Below are 12,331 nucleotides of genomic sequence, written 5' to 3'. Positions count from 1 at the left end.
CGCCATGGTTTAACTACCTTGACCGGCCCAAAGGCCGGATTGTGCGTTCAAGAAGCGAGCGATCGAAGCGACAAAACCTCGATCGCCCGGCGCGAGTCATGAGGCTGCAAGACAAGGCGCCGCGAGCGCGGTGTAGCAACGCTACATAAGCGAGCGGCAACGCCGTATTGCAGTCTCATGGCCGCGGCCTCCTATAGAAGCAACGTACGAAGATCAGAGAGTTTCTCGCTGATAAAGCCGGTAATCCGTGCCGCCTTGGCCCCGTCGATCACGCGGTGATCGTAGGAGAACGACAGCGGCAGAATCAGGCGCGGCTCGAACTCGCTGCCGTTCCAGACCGGCTGCCAGCTGTGCTTGGACACGCCCAGAATGCCGACCTCGGGCGAGTTCACGATCGGCGTGAACGCGGTACCGCCGACGCCGCCGAGACTCGAGATCGAGAAGCAGGCGCCTTTCATGTCGTCGCCCTTGATCTTGCCGTCGCGAGCCCGGCCGGACACATCGTCCAGATCGCGGGCGATCTCGTAGATGCCTTTCTTGTCGACATCCTTGATCACCGGCATGAGCAGGCCGTTGGGTGTATCCACCGCCACGGCGATGTTCACGTACTTCTTGTGGACCAGCGATTCGCCGTCGGCCGTGAGCGAACTGTTGAGGTCCGGGAAGGCCTTGAGCGCGGCCGCCGAGGCCTTGAGCAAAAAGGCCAGCGGCGTGAGCTTGACCCCATCGGCCTTCGCCTTTTCCTTGTTCGCCTGGCGGAATTCCTCCAGATCGGTGATATCGGCGTTGTCGAACTGGGTGACATGCGGAATGAGCAGCCAGTTCTTGTGGACCGCCTTGGCCGAGATCTTGCGGATACGCTCCAGCGGGACGGTTTCGACTTCGCCGAACTGGCTGAAATCGATATCCGGCTGGGCGGGCACGCCGCCACCACCGCCGGCCGGTGCCGCCGCAGATGCGCCGCCGCCGCTCTGTGCCTGCGACAGGGCCTTCTTCACATAGGACTGCACGTCCTCGAAGGTGATCCGGCCCTTGCGGCCCGAGCCGTCCACGCGGCCGAGATCGGCGCCGAGTTCACGCGCGTACTTGCGCACGCTCGGCGAGGCGTGAGCCTTGCCGAAGCGTTCTTCGTCGACGTTGTCGAGCTTGGAGGAATCGCCGCTGTCGTCCTTGGGCATCTGCTTGTTCGACGCCGGCTCTTTCTTCGACGACTTGTCTTCGGACTTCTTCTTGTCCGCCTTGTCGTCTTTCTTCTTTTCGGACTTTTCGTCCTTCTTGGCGCGGTCGTCATCGCCGGATTTCTTGCTCGACGCCTTGTCCTGCTTGGACGACTGCTTCTTGTCGCCGCCCGAGGACTGGCCGCCGGCTTTTTCCAGCATCGCGATGACATCGCCTTCGGAGACGGTATCGCCTTCCGAAACCTTCATTTCGGTGATCTTGCCGGCCGCGGACGAGGGCACTTCCAGCGTGGCCTTGTCGGACTCCAGCGTGATCAGCGGCTGTTCTTCTTCGACCTCGTCGCCTTCGGACACCAGTACTTCGATGACTTCGACCGAGTCGAAATCGCCGATATCGGGGACTTTCACCTCAACGGTTTCGCCGCCGGCGTCTTCGCCGTCGTCCTCGTCGGCGTCTTCGCTGGCGTCGTCTTCGTCCGCGTCCGAGTCGTCTTCTTCAGAATCGGCTTCGTCGTCGCCTTCATCGGATGCGTCGTCGTCGCCCTCGTCATCCGAATCGTCATCGCCTTCTTCAGCGGCTTCCACGAGCGCGATCACGTCGCCTTCGGAGACGGTGTCGCCTTCCGAGACCTTCATTTCGGTGATCTTGCCCGCGATGGTGGAAGGCACCTCAAGCGTGGCCTTGTCGGATTCGAGGGTGATGATCGGCTGTTCCTGCTCGATCGTGTCGCCTTTGGATACCAGTACCTCGATGACTTCGACCGAGTCGAAGTCGCCGATATCCGGGACCTTGATTTCCTGCGCCGCCATAAAGCGTTTCCTTGGCTGCTGGCGCAGCGGAACCAAGCCGCTGCGCCGTGTCTATCGTTGCTGCCTGCCCGGCCGCGAAACCGATCAGTGCGTGATCGGCTCCGGCTTGTCCGGGTCGATGCCGTATTTACGGATGGCTTCGCCGACGACCTTGCGTTCGATCTTGCCTTCGTCGGCCAGGGCCTTGAGCGCACAGACGGTAATCCAGCGCCGGTCCACTTCGAAGAATTCGCGTAGTGCTTCGCGCGTGTCCGAGCGGCCATAACCGTCGGTGCCCAGCGTGTGATAGGCGACCGGCAGATAGGGCCGAATCATTTCCGGCAGGCCACGGACATAGTCGGTGGCGGCAATGGCCGGGCCCTTGGCGTCGGCGAACTTCTTGGCCACGAAGCTCTGCTTGGGTTCTTCTTCCGGGTGGAGCATGTTCCAGCGCTCCACCGAAGCGCCGTCGCGCTTGAGCTGGGTAAAGCTCGGCGCGCTCCAGACCGTGGTGCCCACATCGAACTCGTTTTCGAGCATGTCGGCGGCGGCGATCACTTCGTTGAGGATCGTGCCCGAGCCGAGCAGATTGACCTGCAGATCCTTGTCCGCGCCCGACTGCGAGAACTGATACATGCCGGCGATGATGTCGTCTTCCACGCCTTCCGGCATCGGCGGATGGGCATAGTTTTCGTTCATCATCGTGAGGTAGTAGTAGACGTCGCGCTGTTCTTCGAACATCTCTACCAGGCCCCGATGCATGATCACCGCCATCTCGTAGGAGAAGGTCGGATCATAGGCACGACAGTTGGGCACGCAGTCGAACAGCACGTGCGAATGGCCGTCCTGATGCTGCAGGCCTTCGCCGTTGATCGTGGTACGCCCGGCGGTGCCGCCCAGCAGGAAACCGCGGGCACGCATGTCGCCGGCCGCCCAGCAGAAGTCGCCCACGCGCTGGAAGCCGAACATCGAATAGAAGGCATAGAACGGGATCATCGTCTTGCCGTGATTCGAATAGGCCGTAGCCGCCGCCATGAACGATGACATGGCCCCGGCTTCGGTGATGCCTTCTTCGAGGATCTGGCCCTTGACCGATTCCTTGTAGAAGGCGAGCTGGTCCGAATCCTCGGGCACGAACAGCTGGCCCACCGGCGAGTAGATACCCAGGCTTCGGAACATGCCTTCCATGCCGAAGGTACGCGCCTCGTCCGGGATGATCGGCACGACGCGGTCCTTGATGTTCTTGTCGCGGGTGAGGATCTGCAGGATGCGGGTGAACACCATGGTAGTGGCCATCTCGCGATCGCCCGAGCCCTGCAGCAGCTTGTCGAAAGCGCTCAGCTCGGGAATCTCGAGCTTGTCGCCTTCGGTACGCCGCTGGGGCAGATAGCCGCCCAGCTCCTTGCGCCGCGCCTTGAGATACTGGATCTCTTCGGAGTCTTCGTCCGGCTTGTAGAAGGGCGCATCGGCGATCTTGTCGTCGTCGACCGGAATCTCGAAGCGGTCGCGGAATTCCTTGAGCGCGTCCTCGCCCATCTTCTTCTGCTGATGGGTGATGTTCTGGCCTTCGCCGGCCTCGCCCATGCCGTAGCCCTTGACCGTCTTGGCCAGGATCACGGTCGGGCGCCCGTTCTTCTGGTTCACCGCCGCGTGATAGGCGGCGAACACCTTGTGCGGATCGTGGCCGCCGCGATTGAGGCGGCGAATGTCCTCGTCCGACATGGAGGCGACCATTTCCTTGAGCTCCGGATACTTGCCGAAGAAGTTCTCGCGGGTGTAGTCGCCGCCGTTGGCCTTGAACGCCTGGTATTCGCCGTCGACGGTTTCGTTCATCAGTTCGATGAGCTTGCCGTCGTGGTCCTGGGCCAACAGGCCGTCCCAGAGCGCGCCCCAGATCACCTTGATCACGTTCCAGCCGGCACCGCGGAAGGCGCCTTCGAGCTCGTTGATGATCTTGGAGTCGCCGCGGACCGGGCCATCCAGGCGCTGCAGGTTGCAGTTGACCACGAAGATGAGGTTATCCAGGCCTTCACGGGCGGCGATATCGATCGCGCCCATGGACTCGGGCTCGTCCATTTCGCCGTCGCCGCAGAAACACCAGACATGGCGGCCTTCGTTGTCCTGAATGCCGCGGTTCTGCATATAGCGCATGAACCGGGCCTGGTAGATCGCGTTGATCGGGCCGATACCCATCGACACGGTCGCGAACTGCCAGTAGTCGGGCATCAGCCAGGCGTGCGGATAGCTCGACAGGCCCTTGCCGGTGGATTCGGCACGGAAGTTGTAAAGCTGGTCTTCGTTAATGCGGCCTTCAAGATAGGAGCGCGCATAGATACCCGGCGCGGAATGACCCTGGATATAGACCAGGTCACCGCCGTGACCTTCGCTGGGCGCATGCCAGAAGTGGTTGAAGCCCACTTCGTAGAGGGTGGCCGCCGAGGCATAGCTGGCGATATGACCGCCCACGCCTTCGTGGTGGCGATTGGCCTGTACGACCATGGCCATCGCATTCCAGCGGATGATCGAACGGATGCGCCATTCGATCGCCGGATCGCCCGGCGAGCGTTCTTCCAGATGCGGCGGAATGGTGTTGATATAGGCCGTATTGGGCGAATACGGAATATATGCCCCGGATCGGCGGGAACGCTCGATGAGCATTTCCAGCAGATAGTGGGCCCGCTCCGGCCCCTCGATCTCGATGACGGCGTCGAGCGCGTCGCGCCACTCGGCGGATTCCTGCGGATCGACGTCTTCGACGTCGTCGGCGTGCTCGGGATGCGGGCTCGCCTGGGCCATAAGGCGCTCCTTGAAGTAGCTCGGTGAAATTCAGTCTGAAACCGATATTACGCCCGCATTTCGAGGCGAGACAACTGGCCGTGTTCAAGCATGGATGGCATGCTTTCAGCGTTTCTCGAATATGCTGCATTGCACTATACAATGACCAAGATCGACGCCACCGCGGCACAGGCCCCGCTGCGCCTGCCATCACGCCGCCATACGGCATCGAACGGTGAACGCCGTGTCGGCGTGGAACTTGAGTTTACCGGCCTGTCGATCGAGCGGATAAGCGAGATCGTAAGGCGTACGCTCGGCGGCGAAATCCGCCCGCACAGCGCGTACGAATACACGGTAGCGAACACACCCCTGGGCGACTTCGCCCTAGAACTCGACTACGCCTTCCTCAAGGAACGCGGTCGGCGTGAAAGCCAGCCCGGCCTGCTCGACGAGATCGAACGCGTATCCGAAGACATGCTCGGCGCAGTCGCCAAGCGGGTGGTGCCTTTCGAGATTGTCGGCCCGCCGATTGCCATCAGCGAACTGCATGCCGTCAACGCGCTGATCGCGGCCCTGCGCGAAGCCGGCGCCCGCGGTACCAGCCAGTCGGCGATCTACGCCTTCGGCCTGCACCTGAACCCGGAACTGCCCGATCTGGAAACCGACACGCTGCTGGGCTATATGCGTGCCTTCGCGGTGGCCTTCGATTGGCTCAAGCGGGTGAGCGAAATCGATATCAGCCGCCGCGTATTTCCGTATATCCAGCCTTACACGAAGGCCTATGTCCGCCAGATCTGCGATCCGGCATACGCGCCTACGCGCGATCAGCTTATCGACGACTATCTTGCCGAGAACGCCAGCCGTAACCGCGCGCTCGACATGCTGCCCGTATTCGCCCATCTCGACGAGCCGCGCGTGCGCGACGCCGTTTCCGACGGGCTGATCAAGGCCCGGCCGACGCTGCATTATCGCCTGCCCAACTGCGAAATCGAACGCCCCGGATGGGACCTGCGGCCGGCCTGGGACCACTGGCTGGTAATCGAGGAACTCGCAGCGGATCCCGAGCGTCTCGAACAGATCTGTGCCGACTACTGCGATACCCTGGACCGGCCGTTTGGCGACTGGTTCGGCCGCTGGAGTGATGTGTTCGAACAGTACCTGCAGCGCTGAGCGCGGCCATGGCGCGCCTTCGCCCCATAATCGCCGTCACCGGCAAGGCCAGCCGCTGGGCGCCGGGCTGGTGGGCTGCATGGCTTGCCATCGCCCTGGCCGGCGGGCGCGCGGTGCGCGCCACGCCGCGTCACCCCATGCCCGCACCCATCGACGGCCTGCTGATTGGCGGCGGTGACGATATCGCCACCGATCTCTACGGTGCCAGCGCGGCCTACGACAACACCGCCGACCGCGCCCGCGACGCCTTCGAACTGGCAGCCATCGAAAAGGCGTTGGCCGACAACAAACCGGTACTGGGCATCTGCCGGGGCGCACAGCTGATCAACGTCGCCGCCGGCGGCACGCTGTACAGCGATATCAGCAAGCTGCGCCGCGCCACCTCAAACCGGGTGAACATACTGTCGTGCAAACCCGTCGCCATTAAACGGCGATCGCGCCTGGCGGCGATTTTCAGTGCGCGCCGGCTACGGGTGAACAGCCTGCATCACCAGGCAGTGTTGGCCCTGGGCGAGGGCATCGCGGCCACCGCCCGCGACGCCGATGGCTTTGTACAGGCAATCGAAGCACGACGCCCGGATTTCGTGGTCGGCGTGCAATGGCATCCGGAGTATCTGTGCTACCAGGGCGCACAGCGCCGGCTGTTTCGTGCGCTGGTCGCGGCCTGTCGTTTGCGTCGCGATGGCGGCTAGTTCGCCGCTGAAAAGCCGACGCCGCGCATAAAAAAGGCCGCCCCGTGGGGCGGCCCATTCAAACGCCATGGCGTTAGAGATATTTGCTCTCGAATTCCTTGAGCATCTCTTCGGCTTTTTCCTTGGTCTCGCCGTACTTCTCCTGGATCTTGCCCAGCATGTTCTGGCGTTTGCCCTTGGTCTCTTCAACTTCGTCGTCGGTGAGACGGCCGAAGTGCTCGCGGGCCTTGCCCTTCACACGATCCCAGCGGCCTTCCCATTTATCGTCGGATTCTGCCATGACAGATTTTCCGTTTGAGTGGTGAACTGACTATACCGTATTGGGAAAACTTTGCCAGCCAACGATGTGAAGGTTGTCAATCGCCCTTGTCGACGTCGCTGTCGTCGCGCTCGGAATCGCTATAAGCCACCTGGGCATAGTTCACCGCGGCCACCATGGCGACGCCACCGAGCACGTTGCCGAGAATGGTCGGCACGAAGAACACGCCGAAAAACTCCATCAACCCGTGCCCGCCGGTAAACACGCCGTAAAGGGCAGCGACCGAACCGGCGATGATGTGCGGGAAATGGGCCAGGCCGATCACATAGGTCACGAGAATGATCACGCCCACGCGCGCGGTTTCGGCAAACGGCAGCAGCCAGAGCATGAGCGCGACCAGCCAGCCAGCGAATATGGCACGCACGAACATGGTGGCGAAGCCGTTTTCGTACTCCTTGGCGGCGATCGATGCCAGGGCACCGTTGATCTTGGGATCGAGTACATCGAAGTGCGACATCATGAACGCGAAAATCGCGGTGCCGACCATGTTCGCGATCAGCACCATGACCCAGAGGTTCATCGTACGCAGCACGGTCGAGAGCTGGCGTACGCGCAGTACTTCCAGCACCGGCGTGAGCGTGTTTTCGGTAAACAGCTGCTGGCGGCCGAGAATGACGAACAGAAAGCCGATCGAATACCCGAAACTGGCGATGATCGGGCGCCAGGCCGATTCCGGCGTATAGCTATAGAGCAGGGCCTGGGCGATGAACGAAAACCCCATGGACAGACCGGCGGCCAGCCCCGAGAACGCCAGCCCCGGCAACGGACGGGTGAGTTCGGATTCGGCTTCGCGCCGGATGGCTTCATAGACCACGGCCGCGCTCGGCGCTTCGCGACGGCGGGCGTCGCGCTTCTGACTGGAGTCGAGATCGTGTTCGGTGTGTTCTTGTTCGGCCATGCTTGGCGTCTTCCCTAGCGGTGGTCAATCATCAATGTCAGACGCTGTGCGAAGCGCACAACGGTATCGCCGAGACAGGCTGGCGCGATTGAATTGTGCGCCATATCATCCGGGAATGCGTCGTTTTTTTTGCTTTCTGGCGGTCACGCTCGCGGTACTGCTGTCGTGCGCCTGCTCGGCTCAACCGGCCGACACGCACACGGCCGCCATCGGCGCCGAGTTTGCGCACGATACGTCCGCATTCACCCAGGGCCTGCTGTATTACGACGACGCGTTGTACGAGAGTACAGGCCAGTACGGCCAGTCTCGACTCAGACAGGTGGAACCGGCAAGCAACACGGTGACACGTGAGCTCCGGCTGCCCGATCGGTATTTCGGTGAAGGGCTGGCACGCGTGGGCGATCAGCTGTTCTGGCTGACCTGGCGGTCGGGCCGCGCGTTCGTATTCGATATTCACAGCTTCGAGCAGATCGGCACGCGCCGCTATGACGGCGAAGGCTGGGGCCTGACCTACGACGGCCGGCGGTTGATCATGAGCGATGGCAGCGCCACGCTGCGCGTGCTCGAACCGAGCGACTTCAGCGTGGTCCGTCGTATCGATGTGCATGACGGCGGGCGAGCCGTGGACAAGCTCAACGAGCTGGAATACGTCGACGGCGAAATCTGGGCCAATATCTGGTATTCGGACCGAATTGCGCGCATCGACCCGGACAGCGGGGCCGTGCTGGCATGGCTGGACGCCAGCCCGCTGCGTACGGCACTCGGCCCCGCGGCAGACGGGGCCAACGTACTCAACGGCATCGCCTGGGACGCCGACAGCGGGCGTATCTATCTCACCGGCAAATACTGGCCGAAGATATTCACGGTTGCGCAGCCGCCTGACATCCCGCCGACGCTAGATTGATGCAAAGGCGCCTAGCGCTGCAGCACGCTGCCGTCGTCGTCGAGCAGGGCATAGCTACCCTGTTCGTCGTGATCTTCCGGCCCCACCAGTGACGGCGAGAAGCAGCACAGCACAGTCATGCCCTTCTCGCTGGAGAGGATATGCTGCTGGTGTTTGTCCAGCGCATAGAGCACGCCGGGCTTGAGATCCCATTTACCGCCCTCGGTGAGATCCTCGATCTGGCCTTCGCCCTCGATACAAATCACTGTTTCCTTGTGATTTTTGTACCACATATGCAGCGCACAGCCGGGCTTGACATAGGTTTCGTGAAACGAATGCCCCATGCCGTCGGCGCGCAGCGTATAGCGGCGGCTGATGAACTTTTCTTCGTCGACGGCCGTTTTCTCGGCGTCTTCATGATCTCGTACGATCATCGCGGTACTCCTGGTTAAACCGCCCAATCAGCCGCAAGCGGCCAGACCAGGCGTTTGAAAGGGGGCACACGGTAACGATGTCGCAAAGCGCAAAGAATCCGCCCAAGTACGTACGCCGGCGTTCTACGCGATGGCGCTAGGGCATGGCGCCATATTTGATGACGACATGCCCTAAAACGCGTCCGCGCTGGCCCGGGCCCAGGCACTGATATAGCCTTCGGGCACGTCGCCGTTGAGAAACGCGCCGCTTTTGACGGTCGGATGGACCTCGGCGAACGTACGCGCCGGGCCGTGTTCCGGCCGGTGATGGATCAGCGAGCGAGTGAGCGCATCCGGCGTGGAACAGCCCATGGCGCCGGTAATATCCAGAAACGAACCGATCGTGGCGTCGTGAAAATTACGCACGGCCAACGATTTGCCCAGTACGTCGATAGCCGCCGCGCGACGCGGATTCTGGGTGGCCACGCCGGTCGGGCAGGTATCGGTATGACAACGGCGCGCCTGGATACAGCCCACCGAGAACATGAACGGCCGGGCGGCGTTGCACATATCGGCACCGAGGGCGATCTTGACCACCATATCGAAGCCCATCACCACCTTGCCGCTGGCGATGATGCGGATCTCGTCGCGCAGGCCGATGCCCCGCAGGCAGTTGTCGACGAACGGCAGGGCCTCGTTGATAAAGGTGCCCAGCGAATCCTGGAACTCGGTCGGCGCGGCCCCAGTTCCGCCCTCGGCCCCGTCGACGGTGATGAAATCGGGGTAGATGCCGGTTTCGAGCATCGCCTTGCAGATGCCCATGAATTCATCCTGACGGCCCAGACAGAGCTTGAAGCCCACCGGCTTGCCGTGGGTGAGCTGGCGCAGCCGATCAACGAACTCGAGCAGGCCCCGCGGGGTATCGAATTCGGGATGAGATGCCGGCGAGGCACAGTCCTTACCGACCTCGATCTCGCGCACGCGGGCGATTTCCTCGGTGACCTTCGAACCGGGCAGCAGACCGCCGTGACCGGGCTTGGCGCCCTGGGATATCTTGATCTCGAGCATCTTGACCTGATCGGTATTGGCCTTTTTCGCGAACTCCGCGTCATCGAAGCGACCCTCCTTGGTCCGACAACCGAAATAGGCCGATGCCACCTCCCAGATCAGATCACCCCCGTGTTCGCGGTGATAGTCGCTGATCGCGCCTTCGCCGGTGTCCTGGGCGAAGTTGCCCAGCGCCGCACCGCGGTTCATTGCGGCCACCGCGTTGCCCGATAGCGAGCCGAAGCTCATCGCGGAAATATTCAGGCGTGAGGAATCATAGGGCTGGCGACACTGCGAGCCGCCGATCATCAGCCGGGCATGGCGTTTGTCCACGTCCTTGGGCGCCATCGAATGCTGTGCGAAATTGAAGCCGGCATCCTCGAAGTCGCGCATGGTGCCGAACGGCGAGGTATCGCCCGCGCCGGCGCTGCGCTTGTAGACGATTTCGCGCTGTTCGCGGTTGAAGGGCCGACCGCTGGTTTCGGACTCGAAGAAGTACTGGCGCAGCTCCGGGCGCAGGAACTCCAGCATGTAGCGCAGGTGACCGACCACGGGAAAATTGCGCAGCACGTTATGGCGTGAGCGCAGGTCCAGCGCGCCAACAATCACCAGCGCGACGAGCAGAAGCCACGGCCACAGGCCGATCGGCCACCAAAGCGCCAGCACCACGCCGAGTGCAATCGTGAGTAGAACAAAGCCGGCATAGATGAGCCGCGGATAGCCGAACATGGGGGGCGCTCGTGGGGATTGTGCATGCAGCATGCATTGCCACGATACGCAGCTCAATAAGGGCGGCTACTTACGGGTCACTTGCCGATACAGAAGCTCGAAAAGATGGCGCCCAGCAGGTCGTCGCTGGTGAACGTGCCGGTGATCTCGCCCAGGGCGTTCTGTGCCGTGCGCAGCTCTTCGGCCAGCAGTTCGCCGGCCGCATCGACTACGAGCCGCTCGTGCCCAATCTGAAGCGCCTCGGCGGCTCTCGCGAGCGCGTCCAGATGCCGACGCCGGGCCACGAAGGCCGGCGTTGCATCGTCGTTCATCCCGGCGGCCTGTTTGAGATGGGCCGCCAACGCATCGAAGCCGGCACCGGTGGTCGCCGAAACCGCGATCGTGTCGTGGCCAAGCGCAGCGCGCACGCCGCTAGGGCCCGCGCTGAGATCGACCTTGTTCGCGATAACCGTCACCGGGCATCGTGCGTCGACCTCGGCGAGCACGGCCTGTTCGTCGGGCCCCAGGCCGTGTCGGTCGTCGATCACCAGCAGCACCCGGTCCGCATGCCGGATTTCGGCCTTGGCGCGGCGTACGCCTTCGGCTTCGATCGGGTCGTCCGTCTCACGCAGACCGGCCGTGTCCACAAGGGTCAGCGGCAGCCCATCGATGGACAGCTGTTCGTGGAGCACATCGCGGGTCGTACCGGCGATATCGGTCACGATAGCGGTATCGCGACGCGCCAGACGATTCAGCAGGCTGGATTTGCCGACGTTGGGCGAGCCGAGAATGACCAGCCGCAGACCTTCGCGCAAGCTTGCGCCTTGGGCCGCCTGGGTGCGCAGCTCGGCCAGGCGCTCCTGGATCGCGGCAAGCCGGCGCTCGATCTCGCCGTCGCCGAGAAAATCCACGTCGTCTTCGTCGGGAAAGTCTATCGCGCCTTCGGTATACACCCGCAGCTCGACGAGGGCCGCAACCAGCGCGTCGATCTCGCGCGAGAACATCCCCTCCAGAGACCGCATGGCCGCACGCGCGGCGGCGCTGCTGCCGGCTTCGATGGCGTCGGCGATCGCCTCGGCCTGATCGAGGCTGAGCTTGTCGTTGAGAAAGGCACGGCGCGAGAACTCGCCCGGTTCGGCCAGGCGTACGCCCAGCTCGAGCAGCCGCGTAAGCAGCATATCGACCAGCACGGGGCTGCCATGGCCCTGCAGTTCAAGCACATGCTCGCCGGTGAACGAGGCCGGCGCGGCGAAATAGACTGCCACGCCGCGATCGATGGCCACGCCATCGCCGTCGACAAAGGCGCAGAGACGGGCCTGTCTTGCGCTCGGCAATCCGCCGATCACGGCCTCGGCGATCTGGGGTACCTTCGGTCCGGAAACACGAACCACCGCCACGCCCGCGCGGCCCGCGCCGCTGGCCAGCGCGGCGATCGTATCGCCGGGCGTGCCCGTCATCG

General features: G+C 62.8%; 10 protein-coding genes. 3 read left to right on the top strand and 7 right to left on the bottom strand.

Annotated elements, in window-relative coordinates; all coding sequences use genetic code 11:
* Positions 1–191: 191 nt before the first annotated feature.
* A complete protein-coding gene (locus ABNU97_RS09470) occupies positions 192–1,988 on the bottom strand; it encodes a dihydrolipoyllysine-residue acetyltransferase (protein WP_348766488.1) in 1,797 nt (598 codons plus the stop codon).
* Between the two features lie 84 nt (positions 1,989–2,072).
* Positions 2,073–4,763 carry a pyruvate dehydrogenase (acetyl-transferring), homodimeric type gene (aceE, locus tag ABNU97_RS09465; protein WP_348766487.1) on the bottom strand — a complete coding sequence of 897 codons (2,691 nt, stop codon included), beginning with the start codon at positions 4,761–4,763 and terminating at the stop codon, positions 2,073–2,075.
* Between the two features lie 141 nt (positions 4,764–4,904).
* Here aceE and ABNU97_RS09460 point away from each other — a divergent pair, with 141 nt between their 5' ends.
* Positions 4,905–5,912 carry an amidoligase family protein gene (locus ABNU97_RS09460; RefSeq protein ID WP_348766486.1) on the top strand — a complete coding sequence of 336 codons (1,008 nt, stop codon included), beginning with the start codon at positions 4,905–4,907 and terminating at the stop codon, positions 5,910–5,912.
* Positions 5,913–5,920: 8 nt separating this feature from the next.
* The gene (locus tag ABNU97_RS09455; RefSeq protein ID WP_348766485.1) at positions 5,921–6,604 is read left to right on the top strand and encodes a gamma-glutamyl-gamma-aminobutyrate hydrolase family protein; all 684 of its coding nucleotides are present in this window, start codon (positions 5,921–5,923) and stop codon (positions 6,602–6,604) included.
* 73 nt (positions 6,605–6,677) lie between these two features.
* Here ABNU97_RS09455 and ABNU97_RS09450 read toward each other — a convergent pair whose 3' ends face one another.
* Both ABNU97_RS09450 and ABNU97_RS09445 read right to left on the bottom strand, forming a co-directional pair.
* A complete protein-coding gene (locus ABNU97_RS09450) occupies positions 6,678–6,884 on the bottom strand; it encodes a CsbD family protein (protein WP_348766484.1) in 207 nt (68 codons plus the stop codon).
* A 76-nt stretch (positions 6,885–6,960) separates the two neighbouring features.
* Positions 6,961–7,821, bottom strand: a complete 861-nt coding sequence (locus tag ABNU97_RS09445; protein WP_348766483.1) for a formate/nitrite transporter family protein — start codon at positions 7,819–7,821, stop codon at positions 6,961–6,963.
* A gap of 115 nt (positions 7,822–7,936) precedes the next feature.
* Here ABNU97_RS09445 and ABNU97_RS09440 point away from each other — a divergent pair, with 115 nt between their 5' ends.
* Positions 7,937–8,725 (top strand): glutaminyl-peptide cyclotransferase, encoded by a 789-nt coding sequence (locus ABNU97_RS09440; RefSeq protein WP_348766482.1) that lies wholly within the window; start codon positions 7,937–7,939, stop codon positions 8,723–8,725.
* 11 nt (positions 8,726–8,736) lie between these two features.
* Here ABNU97_RS09440 and ABNU97_RS09435 read toward each other — a convergent pair whose 3' ends face one another.
* The 3 genes from ABNU97_RS09435 to mnmE all read right to left on the bottom strand — a co-directional run bounded on the left by ABNU97_RS09435 (position 8,737) and on the right by mnmE (position 12,329).
* On the bottom strand, positions 8,737–9,138 hold the full coding sequence (locus ABNU97_RS09435; RefSeq protein WP_006914437.1) for an ectoine synthase: 402 nt from the start codon (positions 9,136–9,138) through the stop codon (positions 8,737–8,739).
* Positions 9,139–9,309: 171 nt separating this feature from the next.
* Complete coding sequence (locus ABNU97_RS09430) at positions 9,310–10,893, bottom strand: FMN-binding glutamate synthase family protein (protein ID WP_348766481.1); 1,584 nt, start codon at positions 10,891–10,893, stop codon at positions 9,310–9,312.
* 77 nt (positions 10,894–10,970) lie between these two features.
* A complete protein-coding gene (gene mnmE / locus ABNU97_RS09425) occupies positions 10,971–12,329 on the bottom strand; it encodes a tRNA uridine-5-carboxymethylaminomethyl(34) synthesis GTPase MnmE (RefSeq protein ID WP_348766480.1) in 1,359 nt (452 codons plus the stop codon).
* Positions 12,330–12,331: the final 2 nt, after the last annotated feature.

The sequence above is a fragment of the uncultured Salinisphaera sp. genome, from assembly GCF_964012375.1.
Classification (GTDB): Bacteria; Pseudomonadota; Gammaproteobacteria; order Nevskiales; family Salinisphaeraceae; genus Salinisphaera.
This window is presented reverse-complemented; position numbering and strand designations above follow the sequence as displayed.